The following is a 16320-nucleotide window of genomic DNA, read 5'->3' as shown; positions in this document are numbered from 1 at the left end:
CGGGCGAAGACGCTCGCCCGAACGTGTCGGCGGTTAGTATAGTTTTACGGTGGACGAGCGAGCGGGTATCGTATGCCAGCGTCAGTCGCCCTCGGGAAACGGCTCGCCGACGTCCGCTCGCTCGCCAGGCTACTCGACGTGCTCTTCGTTCCGGGGATCGTGGCCCACGAACTCGGCCACGCGGCGGTCTGTCGACTCCTCGGAATCGAGATCCGCGAGATCACGCCCTTCGAGTGGCCGCAAACGGCGCTCACGTCGGGTGGGCGCGGCGGGGGACGGGTCGCTCACGAACCGATCGAATCGGCGTGGAAGGCGCTGTTGGTCTCTCTCGGGCCGCTCGTGGCCAACACCGTCCTCGCGCTCGTCGTCTTCGCGCTCCTCTCGAACACCGTTCTCGTCGTCGACTTCCTCGCGTACCCCTCTTCCGTGACCTCGCTCGCGAGGGTGTACGCCGGTCACCTCGCGGACGCGACGCGGTTCGAACGGCTGCTGGCCGTCGGCGGCCTCTGGGTCGGCTGTGCCACGGCGGTGACGGCGATGCCGAGTCCGGGCGACGCGCTGACCGCGATGGACGCCGCACTCGACGCGGCGGGTCTCGAACGCCGGCTCACCTACCCGCCAGCCGTCGTCCTCTTTCTCCTGTCGAGCAGCGCGCTCGGCTTCGGGCTCCTCTACGGCGTCGTGATCACGGCGGTGGGACTGCACGGCGTCGACCTGGCGGTCGCCCTGTACCCGACGTACCTCGCGTACGCCGCCGTCGGACTGTTCCTCGGGCCGTTCGAGCGGGGGACGGGATTCGTCTCCGTCTCGCTCGCCCGCCTCCGACGCCCGAACCGCCCGTTCGTCGAACTGACGCCGGTCGTCTACCGTCGCGTTCACCTGCTCGGACGTCGCGCCCGCGGCGACGAACCGCTCGACGACGAGGCGATCGCCTCCCTCGTTCGACACCTCGGGGATCAGTACGACCACGTCCGACGAACGTGTGCGCACGCCCTTCACGTGGTCGCTACGGCGGACCCGGAACGGCTGGCCCGCTGGGACGGGACCGTCGTCGAGCGGTGGCGCGAGGAACCGGACTCGCTCGCTCGCTATCACCTGCTCGCCGTCCTCGCCAGACGCGCCGAACACACCGACGATCCGCGGGCGTTTCGGGACGTCGCGCTCGAGGCGTTCGCCGACGCCTCGTCTGACGTTCGGTCCGTCGGAGTGCAGCTAGCGGCCCACCTCTCGCTGAACGACCCCGGCGTCTTTCGAGACGACGCGGACGTGCTGGTGGAGGCGCTGACCGACGACGAGGTGGCCGACGGGGACAGGTCGAACCTCTCGCTCCCGATACTGAAACTCGCCGAGCGCGACCCGGCGGTCCTCGAACCGTATCGAGACGATCTGGAACCGTACGCCGCGAGTTCGAACGAGACGGTCGCCCGACGGATCGCCGCCGCTGTCGAGGCGGTGGACGAAGCGACCGACGACCCGCGAGCGCGTCCGCGGTAGCGGCGCCCGCGGTCGCTCGCGTCCGCTCGTCGCTAGACGGCCGCGAGTCCGCGCGGGGTCAGCCGCTCCAGCTCTTCGTCCCACGCGACGCCCAGCCGGGTCCAGGCGTCGCCGAAGTCCCGCGAGCGGAAGAGCCCCCGGTTCGTCGCGGCGTAGACGGTCCCGGGCTCGCCGGTCGTCGCGAGGACGGCCCGGACGACGCCCTCGCCGGTCGGCAGCCCCCGGCCGTCGAGGCGCTCCCACGGCCCGTCGCCCGCCCGCCGGTAGACGTACGACTCGGCTCGGCTCGCGGCGTGGGCCGTCCGCGCGCCGCTCGCGGCCGAGACGAGCACCCGGTCGGGGTCGCCCGGATCGGGGACGACCGACCAGCAGTAGCGGTGCCGGAGTCCCTCCTGTGGATGGTTCCACGACTCGCCGCCGTCGTCCGAGACGGCGTAGCCGTCGCCCGCCGCGGCGTAGACTCGCCCCTCGCGGTCGGGGTGGGTCGCGAGGCTGTGGTTGTCCCGCCGGGAACCGGGCGGGCGCTCGCGCCAGGTCTCGCCGCCGTCGTCGCTCAGGACGAGCGCGCCGGCCTCGATGCCGACGTAGAGGCGGTCGGGGTCGAACGGGTCGACTTCGAGCCAGCGGACGTGGTGGGTGTCCGGCCGCGGCGGGAAGTACCACTCCGGCTCCGAGGGGAGGTCGACGAGGCCGTCGAGGTGCGTCCACGCGGCGCCGCCGTCGGTCGAGCGGTAGACGCGGCTGGGTTCGGTGCCCGCGTAGACGACGTCGGGGTCGTGCGGGTCGACCGCGACCGACGTGACGGCGTCGCCGGCGACCCCTTCGTCGACGCGCTCGAAGGAGTCGCCGCCGTCGGTCGAGCGGTGGAGGCCGTCCTCGAAGGTGCCGACGAAGACGCGGTCGGGCGCGTCTGGCGAGCAGGCGACGCACTCGATGTCGTAGCCGGCGAGGCGCTCGGTCGCCGCCCGGTCGCCGTCGGGGTCGCGCTCGCAGACCAGCAGCCGATCCCGCATCGCGGCGTGCAGGGTCGTCATGCCTCGAACTACGATCCCGGGCGTGAAAGCGGTGTCCCGGCCTACCCCGAGAGGTCGCGGCGCTCGAAGTACTCCGCGCTGACGACGACGAGGACGGCGGCGGCGACCGCGAGGACCGCGAGGTCGCCCCACGCGAGGTCGCCGTCGACGAGGATCGCGCCCGGGTCGAAGTACCGCGAGAACGCGAGGTCGCCCAGCGTCTCGTAGTCGGTGTCGAACGTGAGCGTATCGAGCAGGAACATCCCGAAGACGGCGCCGATGGCGACGGTCTGGGCCCGGCGGGCCGACGACGCGACCACGGACGCCAGCAGGCCGACGGCGGCACACGCGAGCAGGTAGGGGACCGAGTGGGCGTGGACCGCGAACAGGTCGGCCGCGTCGATCGACTCGTCGACCAGACGGACGGCGACGTACACCCCGAGGAACGTGACCGCGTTGACGACGAGGACGCTCGGCACGAGCGCGAGGAACTTCCCGACGACGAAGCGCGTGCGCGAGACCGGCAGCGAGAGCATCACGTCGGCGGTCCCGCGCTCGACCTCGCCCGCGATCGTCGACGCCGCGGCGTAGGCGTAGTAGATCGCGAGCAACAACACCCACGCGAACTGGTAGAGTTGCGAGACGAGGTAGCCCTCGATCGTCGTGATCGTCGTCACGTTGCCGACGAACGCCCGTCGCGCCTCCTCCGGGAGCGTCTCGAGGTAGGCGTCGAGGTCGACGCCCGCGTCGCTGATCGACGGGAACAGCGCGACGGTGAGGCCGATCAGCGCGAGCAGGGCGGCCGACAGCAACAGCGTGCCGCGCAGCCGTCGGGTGGCCTCGAAGGAGGTGATCTCGAGCATCCGGGTGGTGGAACCGACGCGAGCGGGCCACATATAGGTGGAGCCGAGTCGGCGCGAGGCCGCCCGACGGCCGCCGAGACGGGGGAACGCGACGCGGACAACCGCCCGTTGGCCGCTCGAAATCGGGGTAGCCGGCGCCTACGCGCCTGAACGGCCCCGCTCCCTTATCGGCCGGCGGGTCGTCTCCGGGGGTCGTATGTGGCTTCCGGCGGGCGCCGACTCGCGTCGCGGCCGAGGGCGACCGCGACGACGCGCGACGGTCGTCGCCCTCTCGCTCGTCCTCGTCCTCGTCCTCGCGCTCGCGACGCCCGCGGCGATCCCGTCCGCGACGGCCCGGCAGGACGACCGACCGGAGAACGAGACGGCCGCGAACGGGACCCCGGACGTGCCGGCCGACGGCCCCGCCCCCGACGGGTTCGACGGCCGGGAGGCGACCGAACCCCCGCTCTACGACCCCGAGGACGACCCCGAGATCGAGGTCGACCTCGAAGAGGGGACCGTCCCGGCCGAGGGCGTCGGGACGCTGACGTTCGAGGTGGACAACGAGGCCGGCGAGACGGTGACGGACGTCGTCGTCACGCTGCGGTCGTACGATCCGGCGCTGTTTTTCGGCCCGCCGTCGCGCCCGCAGGGGGCACACTCGTTTTACCTCGACGAGTTACTGACCGCCGACTCCGAGACGGTCGCGGTCGAGGTCGGATCGACGCGGACGGAGCCCGGAACCTACCCGCTGTACGCCTCGGTCCAGTACGCCGTCGAGATCGAGGCGGCGGATCCGGACGAGCGGGAGGTCCGCACCGTCGGGCCCGCCGTGATCGGCGTCGACGTGGCCGAGGACCGGCGGTTCGGCGCGACGAACGTCACCGCGAGCGTCCCGGTCGACGCCGAGGCGACCTACGAGGTCCGGGTCACGAACGAGGGCAACGAGACGGCGACCGACGTGGTGGCCGCGGTCGACGTCGGCCCGCCGCTGTCCGCGCCGTCGCCGACGGCCTACGTCGGGACGCTCGGCCCCGGCGAGTCAGAGACGGTCCGCTTCGGCCTCGAATCCTCCGAGGACGCGATCGAGACGACCGACAGCGTCGCGGTAACCCTCGCCTACGACGACGAGGCCGGCGAGCGCACGAGTTCCGACCCGATCCAGGTGCCCGTGCGGATCGTCGAGGAAGAGGACGAGACGGACGTCGAGTCGGTCGCCCCGTTCGCCGCCGCCGCGGCGGTGCTCGCCCTCGTCGCCGTCTGGTGGTGGCGCCGGCGGTGACCCGCACTCTGCCGCGGTAGCGGCGACCGTCGACGGTGACGGCGCGTCAGGCCTCGCCTCCCGAGGCGATCCGCTCGCCCTCCGGGGTCGGCTCCGCGCCCTCCTCGTCCTCGCCGCCGTAGAAGTGCATGAAGACGTCCTCCAGTGCCGCCTCGCGGACTTCGAGATCCTCGACCGTGTACCGGGCCAGCGCGTCGATCAGGGCGTCGAACTCCCGGGAGAGCACGAGGGTGTAGGCGGCGCTCCCGTCACCGTCCCCGCCGTCGACGCGCTCGACGTTCGCGACGCCGGGGAACGTCAGTTCCTCGGCGGGCGGCGCCTCCGCGAGGCGGACCCGGACGACGGTGCCGCTCTCGGCGATGATGCCCGCGACGGTGTCGAGTTCGATCAACCGGCCGTCGCGGACGATCCCGACGCGGTCACAGACCCGGCGCACCTCGCTCAGGATGTGCGAGGAGAAAAACGTCGTCCGGCCGCGCTCGCGTTGCTCGTCGAGCAGCGCGTAGAACTCGTTCTGGACGAGCGGGTCGAGCCCCGACGTGGGTTCGTCCATGACCGTCAGTTCCGGGTCGTGCATGAACGTCGCCACGATGGCCAGTTTCTGGCGGTTGCCGCTGGAGTAGGCCTTCACCGGCCGGTCGAGCGGGACGGGAAACCGGTCGAGCAGTTCCTCGCGACGCTCGTCGCCGCGGATCCGTCCGAAGTAGTCGAGGATCTCCGTGCCGGTGACGCGGTCGTAGAAGGCGACGTCGCTCGGGAGGTAGCCCAGCCGACGCTTGGCCGCGAGCAGTTCCTCGCGGTCGGTCACGTCGTGGCCGAGCACCCGGGCCTCGCCGTCGGTCGGCTTCAACAGCCCCAGCAGGACGCGGATCATCGTCGACTTGCCCGCGCCGTTCGGGCCGAGGAAGCCGAACACCTCGCCCGAGTCGACGGCGAACGTGAGGTCCTCGATCCCGCGCACGTCGCCGTAGTACTTCGTCAGTTCCCGGACCTCGATCGGCGGCGCGCTCGCGTCGGTCACGTCCCGAGGGACGGCCCTGAGACGCTTATACCTGATCGTGGTCGGGGTCGAGACCGTGGCGGTTCGCCCGGGCGAGTTCACTCGACGGCGAACGTCTCGCGGTCCATGTACCGCCCGCCGACCCAGCACTCGAATGCGAGCCACGCGAAGTACGGCACCACGACGAGCAGGGTGAGACTCCAGACCGTCGCGGAGCCCTCGACGACCGCGACGGCGCCGCCGGCGCCGAGGTATAACGCCGCGAAGCCGAGTCCGAGCGCCGCCAGCCGGTTCCACGGCACCGTCACGACGCCCAGCGCGGTCCGCTCGCGGAGGCCGGCGAGCAGCAGCGCGAGGCCGACGAGCGCGAGCGCGACGACCGTCGCGACCGACTCCGGGTCGCCCCCGTCCGGGGCGCCGAAGACGAGCAGGAGCAGTCCCAGTCCGGCCAGCATCGCGAAGCCGCCGGCGGCGAGGCCGTGGCGGAACGTCTCCCGTGCGTCGCTCATCTGTAGGTGAGAGAACAGAAACGGTCGGAATAATCGTTTCGGTGGGTCGATCAGTCGTCGTCCGACACCGGCGCCGTCACGGGTTCGACGCGCTGGCCGCGCGGCCCTTCGAGGTCGACGCCGGGAAGCAGGTCCCGGAGGTACCGGCCCGTGTAGGAGTCGTCGAGGTGGGCGATCTCCTCGGGAGTCCCGGTGGCGATCACCTCGCCGCCGTTCTCGCCGCCCTCGGGACCGAGGTCGATGACGTGATCGGCGTTTTTCACGAGGTCGAGTTCGTGCTCGATGACGACGACGGTGTTGCCGTTGTCGACCAGTCGGTGGAGGACGTCGATCAGTTTGCGCTCGTCCTCGCTGTGCAGGCCCGTGGTTGGCTCGTCGAGCAGGTAGAGCGTGTCGCCGGTGTCGCGCTTGCCGAGTTCCTCGGCGAGTTTGACTCGCTGGGCCTCGCCGCCCGACAGCGTCGTCGAGGGCTGGCCGAGGCGCATGTAGTCGAGGCCGACGTCCTTCAGCAGTTTGAGGCGGCGACGGATCTGGCTCGAGGACTCGAAGAACTCGTAGGCCTCCTCGACGCTCATCTCGAGGACGTCGGCGATCGTCTTCCCCCTGTAGGTGACGTCGAGCGTGGCGTCGTTGTAGCGAGCGCCGTCGCACTCCTCACAGGGGACGTAGACGTCCGAGAGGAAGTTCATCTCGATCTTGACGGTGCCCTGCCCGCCACACTCCTCGCAGCGGCCCCCCTTCACGTTAAAGGAGAACCGCCCCTTCTCGTAGCCGCGCTGTTTCGAGAGCTTGGTCTTCGCGAACAGTTCCCGGATGTAGTCGAAGACGTTCGTGTACGTGGCCGGGTTCGATCGCGGCGTGCGACCGATGGGCGACTGGTCGATCAGGCGGACGGTCTCGATTTCCTCGATTCCCTCGATGGCCTCGTGGTCGCCCGGGATGACGGAGGTGTTGTCGTTCATCTCGCGGGCGAGCCCCTTGTACAGCACCTCGTGCATCAGCGTCGACTTCCCGGAGCCCGACACCCCGGTGATCGCCGTGAAACAGCCAAGCGGGACGTCCACGTCGACGTCGTCGAGGTTGTGCTGGCGGGCGCCGAGGACCGTCAGCGCGCCGTCGGGGTCGCGTCGCTCCTCGGGAACCGGAATCTGTTTGCGCCCGGAGAGGTAGTCGCCCGTAACTGACTCCTCGCTGTCGACGACCTCCTCGAACGGTCCGTTGACGACGACCTCGCCGCCGCGCTTGCCGGGGCCGGGGCCCATGTCGACGATGGTGTCCGCCCGTCGCATCGTCTCCTCGTCGTGTTCGACCACGAGCAGGGTGTTCCCGAGGTCGCGCAGTTCTTCGAGGGTGTTCAGCAGGCGGTCGTTGTCCCGCTGGTGGAGCCCGATCGAGGGCTCGTCGAGCACGTAGAGGACGCCGACCAGCCCGGAGCCGATCTGCGTGGCCAGCCGGATGCGCTGGCTCTCGCCGCCCGAGAGCGTCGAGGCCTCCCGGTCGAGCGTGAGGTACTCCAGTCCGACCTCGCACATGAAGCTCAGCCGAGCGCGGATCTCTTTCAGGATCTCCTCGGCGATCACCTTCTCGCGCTCGCTGAGGTCGGCCTCCAGCGACTCGAAGTGTTCCAGGGCGTCGCCGATGCTCATCCGGTTGACCTCGGTGATCGAGGTGTCGTCGATCAGCACCGCGCGGCTCGCGGGTTTGAGGCGGGTGCCGTCACAGGCCGGACACTCGGTGACGGACATGTAGTCCTCGATGTGCTCGCGGGTGCCACTGGAGTCCGTCTCGACGTACCGGCGTTCGAGGTTGGGGACGACCCCCTCGAAGCGCTTGGTCTTCCGGCGGACGCCGTTTTTCGTGTGGCGCTTGAACAGCACCTCGTCGTCGGTGCCGTAGAGGAACTGTCGCCGGATCGCCTCGTCTACGTCCTCGAACGGCGTCGACAGCGAGACGTCGAAGTGGGCGGCGACGGCGTCGAGCCGCGTGCGGTAGTACGAGCGGTTGTAGCTCCACGGCTCGAAGACGTGCTTGAGCGGCTTCGAGGGGTCCTGGATCACGAGGTCCTCGTCGACCTCCTTCGTCTCGCCCAGCCCCTCGCACTCGGGACAGGCGCCGTGGGGCGAGTTAAAGGAGAAACTGCGGGTCTCGATCTCGGGGACGTCGATGCCGCAGTGGGTGCAGGCGAGGTCCTTCGAGAACTCGACGACGACGCGGTCGTCGTCCTCGCCCTCCTCGCCGAGCGCGCCGGTCGAGCGGGCCTCCTCGCCGAGGTCGACGTCCTCGGGTGGGTCGGGGAGGATCACCTTGAGGAGGCCGTCGGCCTCTTCGAGGGCCGTCTCGACGCCGTCGACGATCCGCGGGCGGCCTTCGGCGGAGACCGCGATCCGGTCGACGATCACGTCGACGGTGTGATCGAAGTTCTCGTCGAGGTCGGGCGTCTCGAGGGTGAGGTCGTGTCCCTCGCCGTCGACCTCGACGCGGGTGTACCCCTCCGACACCAACTCGTCGAAGAGGTCCTCGAAGGCGCCCTTCTGGTCGCGAACGACGGGCGCGGCGAGTTTCGCCTTCGTCCCCTCGGGGAGTTCGAGGATGCGCTCGACCATGTTCTGGGCCGACTGCTCGCCGACCTCGCGGCCGCACTCGGGGCAGTGGGGCGTGCCGACGCGGGCGTACAGCAGCCGCAGGTAGTCGTGGAGTTCGGTGACCGTCCCCACCGTCGAGCGGGGGTTGTTCGCGGCGTTTTTCTGGTCGATCGAGATGGCGGGCGAGAGCCCCTCGACCGTCTCGACATGGGGCTTGTCCATCTGGCCGAGGAAGTTCCGCGCGTACGCCGAGAGGCTCTCGATGTAGCGCCGTTGTCCCTCGGCGTAGATCGTCTCGAACGCGAGCGAGGACTTGCCCGACCCGGAGAGTCCCGTGACTACGGTGAACGACTCCCGTGGGATCGAGACGTCGAGGTCCTTCAGATTGTGCTCTTCCGCACCCCGAACCTCGATGTACTCCTTGCTCATCTACCCGTGGTCAGCGGGCCCACAAATGAAGGGCTGTCGGTTGCGGAATCGGGCGGAGCGAAAGTGAAACTGGTCCGCCGCGCGGGCGAACGTTCACGGTCGTCGCCGACGGAGACTCCGTCATGTTCGATTCGGTACTCGTTCCGACCGACGGCAGCGAACACGCCGAGACGGCCGCCGACACGGCGCTCGACCTCGCCCACGAGCACGACGCGGTCGTCCACGTCGTCTCGGTCGCCGAGACCGGCCCGCTGTCGAACCTGCGGCTGCCGGGCGACGCCGCGAGCGCCGAGGAGGCGATCCGGGGGCGCGCCGAGGAGTTCGTCTCGCGCATCGCCGACCGGTCCGAGGCGGCCGACCTCGACGTGACGACGGCGGTGCTGTCGGGGCCGGCCGGGACGGCCATCCTCGACTACGCCGACGAGGTCGACGCCGACCTGATCGTGATGGGTACGCGGGGTCGGGGCGGCATCCACCGGATGGCGGTCGGGAGCGTCACCGACCACGTGATCCGCTTTGGCGACGTCCGGGTGCTCGTCGACACGGCGGAGTGACGGTCAGTCGGCGCCGGCGATCCGGTTTATCGCCGCGGTCCGCTTGCCGATCGCCCAGCCGATCAGCGCGAGGCCGGCGTAGATGCCGACCGCCGGCAGGGCGTACGCCCCGAGGACCGCCTCGGGGGGAAACCCCAGCGAGTCGAGGAACAGGGCGACGAGCGCCGAGACGAGGAACAGCCCGATCCCGAGGTCCGCACCGCGCATGCTCGGCAGTTCGCCGGGGTGGGAGAAGAGCCGACCCGCGACGTAGAACGCGAGCGCGAACGTGAACCAGCCGGCGAGGAGGACGACGGACGCGCGCAGGGCGTCCTCGGGGAAGTACCGCGGGACGAACGCGACGTGTAACAGCCCCGTCGCGAGCGCCGCGACGACGAGCAACAGGTACAGCGCACCCCGGTGAGACGACATCGGTACCGAAAGAGGGAACGATCGACGGATAAAACTTCGGCTGCCCCGGGCGCGGCGGTCGGCGGCCGACTCACTCCGCGCCCCCTTCGAGAACCCGCTTGATCGCCGTCGCGACCTCCTTGAACTCGCTCATGTTCAGCGGGTCGGTCGTCACGAAGACGCCGCGGTCGCCGACGACGACGCGGGTGACGTACCCCCACTCGAAGACGCGGATCGTGAACTCGTACTCGCCGAGTTCGGTGTCGCCGTACGTCCGCTGGGAGGTGAACCCCAGCCGCTCGTTCTCGACGAACCGTTCGACGTCGGCGCCGTGTTCGAGGTCGCTCCGGAGGTAGAACTGGTCGTACTCCTCGGGCGTGAAGTAGGTCGCGCTCCGGAGGTCGTCGCCGATGGCCGTCCGGCAGACGCTGAGCAGTTCCGTCTCGATGTCGTCGGTGTCGGTCGCCATGGTCGATGTCACGACGAACGGACACAATAGTGTGCCGCCGCCCGCGTCGCATCCGTCCGCGTGACCGTCCCGTGTCCGTGACACTCACGCGGCCGCCGAACGCCATTTTTGCCCCCTGCGCGCCTCGATACCACGACGATGATAGACCTCACCGACCGCGTGGCGATGGTTACCGGGGCGGGACGTGGAATCGGCAAGGCGACCGCGCTGTTGCTCGCGGAACAGGGCGCGGACGTCGTCGTGACCGACGTCGTCCCCGAGCGCGAGGACGTCGGCGACGCGGTCGAAGACCGGGGCGCGACCGCGCTCGTTCGCGAACTGGACGTGACCGACCCGGCGCAGGCGCGGGCGGTCGCCGACGACGCCGAGGCGGAACTCGGGGGCGTCGACGTGCTGGTGAACAACGCCGGCATCTTCCCGGCGCAGTCGCTCGACGAGATCGACCACGAGGACTGGCAGCGCGTGATCGACGTCAACCTGACGGGGACGTTCAACTGCACGAGCGCCGTCGTCCCGGGGATGCGCGACCGGGGTTACGGGCGCATCGTCAACGTCTCGTCGGCCGCCGGCGGGCGCGTCGGCTGGGCGGGGTCGCTCTCGCACTACGCCGCGAGCAAGGCGGGGGTCGTCGGCTTCACGCGGAGCGCGGCCATCGACCTCGCGCCGGACGGGATCACGATCAACGCCGTCGTCCCCGGCATGATCGACACGGGCGCGGCCGAGGAGGTCTCCTCGCCCGAGGAGATCGAGGCCGCGGTCGCCGCCACGCCCGTCGGCCGCCAGGGCGAACCCGAGGAACTGGCGAGCGCGGTCGTCTACCTGAGTTCGGAGCCGGCCGCGTTCGTCACCGGCGCCTCGCTCGTCGTCGACGGCGGGATCACGCTGGTCTGACCGGCCTCACGGGACGGTGACGACGGGGATCGGCGAGCGGCGCACCACGTTCTCGGCGACGCTCCCGAGGAGGATGCGCTCGGCCCCCTCGCGGCCGTGGCTGCCCATCACGACGGCGTCGAACTCGCCGCTCTCGGCGCGCTCGGCGATGGCGTGTTTCGGCCGGCCGGTCGCGATCTCGGTCTCGACGGTCGCGTCGGCGTCGCCCTCGGCGGCGATCTCGGCGGCCTCCGCCAGCAACTCCTCGCCGCGCTCGCGGGCGCGGTCGTAGCCGGGCGTGGGCGTCTGGCTGTCCTCGAACGCCGCCCAGTAGCCTTCCGGGACCGGGACGACGTGAAACAGCGTGAACGTCGCGTCGGGGTACGTTTCGAGGGCGTATCGCACCGCGTCCTTCGCGGGCGCCGATCCGTCGTACGGGACGAGGATGTGGTCTCCGGACGCCATACGCGAGACTTGACCGCCGAGCGACAAAATACCCGCAGCCGAGTCGCGCTCCCGGGATCAGTACGGCGGGCGCTGCTCCCGGAGGACGCCCACCAGTTCCCCGTGCTCGTCGGCGACGAGTTCGCTCAGGTCGTCGGCCGTGATGATGCCGACGAGCGCGCCGTCCCCGTCGACGATCGGGAGGCGGCGGATGCTGTGGTTGTTCATCAGTTCGGTGGCGCGGTAGAAGCCGGCGTCGCGGTCGACCGTCCGCAACTCCGGGGACATCACGTCCTCGGCGGCGAGGCCGTCGGGGTCGGCGTGCTCGGCGAGGACCCGCATCGTCAGGTCGCGGTCGGTGACGATGCCGACCGGTTCGTCGTCGTCGACGATCACCACGCTGCCGACCTTCGACTCGCGCATCGTCGTCGCCAGTTCGTGGATCGGCGCGTCCGGGGCGGCCGTGACGACGTCGCTCCGTGCGAAGCGTTCGACTGCCATACGGCCCCGTCCCACGGCCGGGGCAATAGAACCCGGTGGTGCCCGCGGTCAGCGGACGACGGTCACCGGAACCGTCGCCTCCTCGACCAGCCCCCGGGCGACGCTCCCGAGCAACTCGCGGGCGCGCCCGGAGTGGCCCCGGTGGCCGACGACGATGCCGTCGACGGCCCCCTCATCGGCGTACCCCGAGATCGTCTCGACCGGATCGCCGTACAGCAACTCGGTCCCGGCCTCGACGCCGCGGTCGGCCGCCTCCTCGGCCGCCTCCTCGAGGAGGCGTTCGCCGCGCTCCTCGGCGTCGGCGACGTTTTCGAGGACGAGGCGCTCGTCGGCGTCCGGGACGTCCGCGACCGGCGCCGATCCGCCCCGGTCGTATACCGCCGGGTCGACCGAGTGGACGACGGTCAGGTTCGCTTCGAAGGCCGCCGCGAGGTCGAGCGCGTACTCGAGGGCGTTCCGGCTCTCCTCCGATCGGTCGACTGCGACGAGCAACTCCATGACCGGTAGTAGGCCACGTACGGGCTTGACAGTTTGGGACTCTCAGGCGGACCACTCCTCGAGGCGGTTCGACAGCGCCTCCGAGAGGTCGGTGAGGTAGACGGCTCCCCACGTCGCGACGACGACCGCGCCGGCGGCGTTGAACACGAGGTCGAGGATCGTGTCGTCGAGGCCGTGCTGGGCGAGCACGGCGGGGAGGCCGACGACGATGGCGAACTGGTCGATCGCGAACTCGAGCAACTCCCAGGCGACGCCCGCCGCGAGGACGAAGATCAGGATGAGCGCGAACATGAACTGCCGGGGAATGTAGACGTCGACGCTGTGGAGGTCGACCGCCCGGAAGAACGCGTAGCCGGTGGCCGCGACGACCGACGCCGACAGCGCGTGTGTGAGGTGGTCCCAGTGGGTGACCGTGCCGTACAGCCCGGCCGAACCCAGCGAGTGGAGGAACACGGCGGCCGTGATCCACAGCACGAGGCCGGGGTCCATCGGGAGTTCGAGGTCGCGTTCGAGGATCGCGGGGACGAACGTGAGCCCGAGCGCGACGGTGGCGTTGACGATCGTCGGCAGGGTGACCGTGACCAGCCCGTAGAGGAGGACGGCGCCGAGGACGCCCTGCATCGAGCGGGTGAGCCGCCGCTGGACGGTCGCCGAGAGGCGGAGCCGTTCGGCCAGCGACGCGTGCCCGTCGGCGCACTCGGGGTGCGATCGCGGCCGGTCGGACGGCCGTCGGCCCGGCGACGGGAGCCGCCGCCGGAAGTAGTAGGTGAACGCGACGCCCGCGAGCATCCCGGCGCCGGTCGCGTAGGCGAACTCGACCATCACGACGGCGTTGAGCGCGTGCTGGCTCCGGCCGTCGAGCAGCAGGCCGGCCCCGAGGGCGACGTCGACGAGCCACTTGAGGACGTTGTAGACGGCCGCGGCGGCCATCGTCGTCAGCGTCACGAAGACGACCGCGAACGTGTGGTCCATGCGGACCGCGGTGAACGCGTGGAGTTCGACGGCGACCATCAGGGCGATCACCGCGACGGAGACGTACGGCACCACCTCGGTCCTGAAGGGGACGCCGACGAAGGTCTTCCAGAGGACGGGGGAACAGGCGACGCCGAGCAGGTCCCACGGGAGGGTGACCGTCGGGTCGCGGAACGCAAGCGGCGGGACGACCGCGACGAGGACGAGGGCCGCCGCGAACGCGGCCGTCCGGACGTCCCCCTCGGTGACGGCGCGCTCGACGGTAGCGATCCCGAGGACGCCGACGAACGCCCACGAGAGGGCCGCGTTTTGCCGATCATCCAGCAGCAGGTCAGCCAGCCCGTCTCCGTAGGTCATCTACGTGATCGGTGGGGACGCGAGCGCCTAAGTGGTCCCGGTCTGACCCGTCGGGACCCGCGAGGGTCGCGTGTCACCGACTCTCTCGCACGGCGACACGTTGATGTGTTCGTGTTGCCTCGTGTGGGACACGATGATGCTCCCGACCCACGCTCTCGGGGGGATGCTTCTCGCGGCGCCGCTGCTCGCGGTCGCGCCGGAGTTCGCCACCGTCGGCCTCCTCGCGGGACTGGTCGGCGGCGTCCTCCCGGACCTCGACATGTACGTCGGCCACCGCAAAACGCTGCACTACCCCGTGTACTACCCCGCGCTCGCGGCCGTCGCCGTCCCCCTCGCGGCGCTCGCGCCGTCGCCGCCGACGGTCGTCGCGGCGTTTCTCCTGCTCGGCGCGGCCGCCCACTGCGTCGCGGACGTCTTCGGCGGCGGCCTCGAACTGCGCCCGTGGGAGGGCACCTCCGACCGGGCGGTGTACGACCACTACCGGGGGCGGTGGATCCCGCCGCGGCGCGCGATCCGTTACGACGGGTCGCCCGAGGACTTCCTGCTGACGGCGGCGTTCGCGGCGCCGCTGCTGGCCGCCCTCGACGGGCCGCTCCGGGTCGTCGTCGCCGCCGCCGTCGTCGTCGCCGGCGTCTACGTCGCGCTCCGGCGGACCCTCGCGGCGGTCGCGGCCGCGCTCGTCGCCGCGCTCCCGTCGAGCGCGCTGTCGTACGTGCCGAACCGGTACCGCGAGGCCGCGGGCGGCCGGTGAGGCCGCTCCCCGAACCGTTTTTCACCGATGCGACCGTGCTCACACCGACGGGGGAGGCGGTCGTCCGGCGGGGCAGTCGCCCCGACGTGACTGGACACACTAATAACGACCCAGTACAGTCCGTATTCCATGAACGAGGATTACGACGTAGTGATCGCCGGTGCGGGACCCGCTGGTGGCCAGTGTGCGCGCGACCTTGCCGCGAGAGGCTACGACGTTGTCGTCCTCGAGACGGAATCGGAGGCCGAGTTCCCGAAACAGAGCAACAAGTCGACCGCCGGCACGTTCCCGTCGATGATGGCGTCGTTCGGCGTCCCGGACGACGTCGTCCAGCACTACACCGACAGCGTCGTCCTGGAGTCGCCCAGCGACTACTACGTTCAGGACCAGCCCGGCGCCGTGCTCGACTTCGCCGCGTTCAAGCGATACCTCGTCGAGGACAGTCGCGCCGACGGCGCCGAGTACCGCTTCGACGCGCGCGCCACCGCGCCGATCGTCGAGGGTGGCGAGGTCGTCGGCGTCACGTACAACGGCGACGAGGAGGTCTACGGCGAGATCGTCGTCGACGCGACGGGACCGGCCGCGCCGCTGGCGAAGAAACTCGGCGTCAGCAACCTCGAACGCGAGAACCACGCGATCGGCGTCGAGTACGAACTCGAAGGCGTCGACGTCGACCACCCCGGCTTCGCGGACCTGACCGACGCGATGATGCTCCGACTGGACCACGAGATCGCTCCCGGCGGCTACTCGTGGATCTTCCACACCGGCGAGGACACCGCCAAGGTCGGCGTCTGTTACATCCAGAACGACAGCCACCGGAAGTACGCCAAGAGCGACTTCGCCATCGACGACTACCTCACCCACTGGATGGAGACCGACCCCCGGTTCGAGGGCGCCGAGCGCATCGAGGGGCGCCACCACCGCGGCTCCGCGCACATTCAGCTCCCCGGGACGCTCTACACCGACCGGTTCATGGCCGTCGGCGACACCGTCCCGACGGTCGACCCGCTGTGGGGCGAGGGGATCAACAAGTGCATGCAGTCCGGGCGCGCGGCCGCCGCCGCGGCCGACAGCTGCCTCAAACACGCCGACGTGCCGCCGACGGCGGAGAACCTCGAGGTGTACGACACCCTCTGGCACCGCGACGTCGCGCCGAACGTGCGCTCGCGGCTGCTGATGACCCAACTGCTCTACCTCGCGCCGAACGAACGGTACGACAAACTGATGGCCGACCTGAACCGCCTCGACGACGAGACGCTCGCGAAGGCGAACGACGGGAACAAGCGGGCGATCACGAAGCTCCTCGACCTCGGCGACCTGCCGCTGCTGGCGCGGTTCGCCGGCCAGCGCCTCCGGTCGTAGC

The 16320-nt window shown here is 70.4% G+C and carries 17 protein-coding genes; 6 read left to right on the top strand and 11 right to left on the bottom strand.

The features are described 5' to 3' along the window. The first annotated feature begins 72 nt into the window (after positions 1–72). Entirely contained in the window at positions 73–1494 is a 1422-nt protein-coding gene (locus tag NKG98_RS10150; protein ID WP_254765809.1) for a zinc metalloprotease, read from the top strand. Positions 1495–1526: 32 nt separating this feature from the next. Here NKG98_RS10150 and NKG98_RS10145 read toward each other — a convergent pair whose 3' ends face one another. Next, positions 1527–2528: a WD40/YVTN/BNR-like repeat-containing protein gene (locus NKG98_RS10145; RefSeq protein WP_254765808.1), complete on the bottom strand. Its 1002-nt coding sequence runs from the start codon at positions 2526–2528 to the stop codon at positions 1527–1529. A gap of 41 nt (positions 2529–2569) precedes the next feature. Next, on the bottom strand, positions 2570–3370 hold the full coding sequence (locus NKG98_RS10140; RefSeq protein ID WP_254765807.1) for an ABC transporter permease: 801 nt from the start codon (positions 3368–3370) through the stop codon (positions 2570–2572). A gap of 196 nt (positions 3371–3566) precedes the next feature. Here NKG98_RS10140 and NKG98_RS10135 point away from each other — a divergent pair, with 196 nt between their 5' ends. Continuing rightward, on the top strand, positions 3567–4631 hold the full coding sequence (locus NKG98_RS10135) for a COG1361 S-layer family protein (protein WP_254765806.1): 1065 nt from the start codon (positions 3567–3569) through the stop codon (positions 4629–4631). Between the two features lie 46 nt (positions 4632–4677). Here the strand turns inward: NKG98_RS10135 and NKG98_RS10130 are convergent, their stop codons facing one another. The 3 genes from NKG98_RS10130 to uvrA form a co-directional block, all read right to left on the bottom strand. After that, a complete protein-coding gene (locus NKG98_RS10130) occupies positions 4678–5652 on the bottom strand; it encodes an ABC transporter ATP-binding protein (protein ID WP_254765805.1) in 975 nt (324 codons plus the stop codon). A 77-nt stretch (positions 5653–5729) separates the two neighbouring features. After that, positions 5730–6140: a DUF7994 family protein gene (locus NKG98_RS10125; protein WP_254765804.1), complete on the bottom strand. Its 411-nt coding sequence runs from the start codon at positions 6138–6140 to the stop codon at positions 5730–5732. A gap of 50 nt (positions 6141–6190) precedes the next feature. Beyond that, a complete protein-coding gene (gene uvrA / locus NKG98_RS10120) occupies positions 6191–9151 on the bottom strand; it encodes an excinuclease ABC subunit UvrA (protein ID WP_254765803.1) in 2961 nt (986 codons plus the stop codon). A gap of 122 nt (positions 9152–9273) precedes the next feature. Here uvrA and NKG98_RS10115 point away from each other — a divergent pair, with 122 nt between their 5' ends. After that, on the top strand, positions 9274–9705 hold the full coding sequence (locus NKG98_RS10115; protein ID WP_254765802.1) for a universal stress protein: 432 nt from the start codon (positions 9274–9276) through the stop codon (positions 9703–9705). 3 nt (positions 9706–9708) lie between these two features. On the opposite strand, the gene NKG98_RS10110 is transcribed toward NKG98_RS10115, so the two are convergent. Beyond that, on the bottom strand, positions 9709–10116 hold the full coding sequence (locus tag NKG98_RS10110) for a hypothetical protein (protein ID WP_254765801.1): 408 nt from the start codon (positions 10114–10116) through the stop codon (positions 9709–9711). 70 nt (positions 10117–10186) lie between these two features. Continuing rightward, positions 10187–10564 (bottom strand): DUF7522 family protein, encoded by a 378-nt coding sequence (locus NKG98_RS10105; RefSeq protein ID WP_254765800.1) that lies wholly within the window; start codon positions 10562–10564, stop codon positions 10187–10189. Between the two features lie 138 nt (positions 10565–10702). Between NKG98_RS10105 and NKG98_RS10100 the strand changes: the two genes are divergently transcribed. Then, entirely contained in the window at positions 10703–11455 is a 753-nt protein-coding gene (locus NKG98_RS10100; RefSeq protein ID WP_254765799.1) for an SDR family NAD(P)-dependent oxidoreductase, read from the top strand. 6 nt (positions 11456–11461) lie between these two features. On the opposite strand, the gene NKG98_RS10095 is transcribed toward NKG98_RS10100, so the two are convergent. Genes NKG98_RS10095 through NKG98_RS10080 form a run of 4 tightly spaced genes read right to left on the bottom strand, consistent with a single transcriptional unit; the run spans position 11462 to position 14206 of the window. Then, complete coding sequence (locus NKG98_RS10095; RefSeq protein ID WP_254765798.1) at positions 11462–11899, bottom strand: universal stress protein; 438 nt, start codon at positions 11897–11899, stop codon at positions 11462–11464. Positions 11900–11956: 57 nt separating this feature from the next. Further along, on the bottom strand, positions 11957–12379 hold the full coding sequence (locus tag NKG98_RS10090; RefSeq protein WP_254765797.1) for a CBS domain-containing protein: 423 nt from the start codon (positions 12377–12379) through the stop codon (positions 11957–11959). 48 nt (positions 12380–12427) lie between these two features. Continuing rightward, the gene (locus NKG98_RS10085) at positions 12428–12877 is read right to left on the bottom strand and encodes a universal stress protein (protein ID WP_254765796.1); all 450 of its coding nucleotides are present in this window, start codon (positions 12875–12877) and stop codon (positions 12428–12430) included. 42 nt (positions 12878–12919) lie between these two features. Then, positions 12920–14206, bottom strand: coding sequence for a DUF2238 domain-containing protein (locus tag NKG98_RS10080; RefSeq protein WP_254765795.1), 1287 nt, complete (start codon positions 14204–14206; stop codon positions 12920–12922). A gap of 133 nt (positions 14207–14339) precedes the next feature. Here NKG98_RS10080 and NKG98_RS10075 point away from each other — a divergent pair, with 133 nt between their 5' ends. Both NKG98_RS10075 and NKG98_RS10070 read left to right on the top strand, forming a co-directional pair. Then, positions 14340–14957, top strand: a complete 618-nt coding sequence (locus NKG98_RS10075; RefSeq protein ID WP_254765794.1) for a metal-dependent hydrolase — start codon at positions 14340–14342, stop codon at positions 14955–14957. A gap of 129 nt (positions 14958–15086) precedes the next feature. Beyond that, the gene (locus NKG98_RS10070; protein WP_254765793.1) at positions 15087–16319 is read left to right on the top strand and encodes a digeranylgeranylglycerophospholipid reductase; all 1233 of its coding nucleotides are present in this window, start codon (positions 15087–15089) and stop codon (positions 16317–16319) included. Position 16320: the final 1 nt, after the last annotated feature.

Origin of the sequence: Salinilacihabitans rarus, assembly GCF_024296665.1 — an archaeon.
GTDB lineage: Archaea > Halobacteriota > Halobacteria > Halobacteriales > Natrialbaceae > Salinilacihabitans > Salinilacihabitans rarus.
Note: the sequence above shows the minus strand (reverse complement) of the source record. Positions and strands in the feature narration are given on the sequence as shown.

Excerpts from the sequence above, each read along its gene's own strand:
- NKG98_RS10085 (WP_254765796.1), bottom strand. The coding sequence starts at position 12,877 with ATGGAGTTGCTCGTCGCAGTCGACCGATCGGAGGAGAGCCGGAACGCC.
- NKG98_RS10140 (WP_254765807.1), bottom strand. The coding sequence starts at position 3,370 with ATGCTCGAGATCACCTCCTTCGAGGCCACCCGACGGCTGCGCGGCACG.
- NKG98_RS10105 (WP_254765800.1), bottom strand. The coding sequence starts at position 10,564 with ATGGCGACCGACACCGACGACATCGAGACGGAACTGCTCAGCGTCTGC.
- NKG98_RS10110 (WP_254765801.1), bottom strand. The coding sequence starts at position 10,116 with ATGTCGTCTCACCGGGGTGCGCTGTACCTGTTGCTCGTCGTCGCGGCG.
- NKG98_RS10075 (WP_254765794.1), top strand. The coding sequence starts at position 14,340 with ATGATGCTCCCGACCCACGCTCTCGGGGGGATGCTTCTCGCGGCGCCG.
- uvrA (WP_254765803.1), bottom strand. The coding sequence starts at position 9,151 with ATGAGCAAGGAGTACATCGAGGTTCGGGGTGCGGAAGAGCACAATCTG.
- NKG98_RS10070 (WP_254765793.1), top strand. The coding sequence starts at position 15,087 with ATGAACGAGGATTACGACGTAGTGATCGCCGGTGCGGGACCCGCTGGT.
- NKG98_RS10125 (WP_254765804.1), bottom strand. The coding sequence starts at position 6,140 with ATGAGCGACGCACGGGAGACGTTCCGCCACGGCCTCGCCGCCGGCGGC.
- NKG98_RS10150 (WP_254765809.1), top strand. The coding sequence starts at position 73 with ATGCCAGCGTCAGTCGCCCTCGGGAAACGGCTCGCCGACGTCCGCTCG.
- NKG98_RS10135 (WP_254765806.1), top strand. The coding sequence starts at position 3,567 with ATGTGGCTTCCGGCGGGCGCCGACTCGCGTCGCGGCCGAGGGCGACCG.
- NKG98_RS10145 (WP_254765808.1), bottom strand. The coding sequence starts at position 2,528 with ATGACGACCCTGCACGCCGCGATGCGGGATCGGCTGCTGGTCTGCGAG.
- NKG98_RS10080 (WP_254765795.1), bottom strand. The coding sequence starts at position 14,206 with ATGACCTACGGAGACGGGCTGGCTGACCTGCTGCTGGATGATCGGCAA.
- NKG98_RS10090 (WP_254765797.1), bottom strand. The coding sequence starts at position 12,379 with ATGGCAGTCGAACGCTTCGCACGGAGCGACGTCGTCACGGCCGCCCCG.
- NKG98_RS10095 (WP_254765798.1), bottom strand. The coding sequence starts at position 11,899 with ATGGCGTCCGGAGACCACATCCTCGTCCCGTACGACGGATCGGCGCCC.
- NKG98_RS10100 (WP_254765799.1), top strand. The coding sequence starts at position 10,703 with ATGATAGACCTCACCGACCGCGTGGCGATGGTTACCGGGGCGGGACGT.
- NKG98_RS10115 (WP_254765802.1), top strand. The coding sequence starts at position 9,274 with ATGTTCGATTCGGTACTCGTTCCGACCGACGGCAGCGAACACGCCGAG.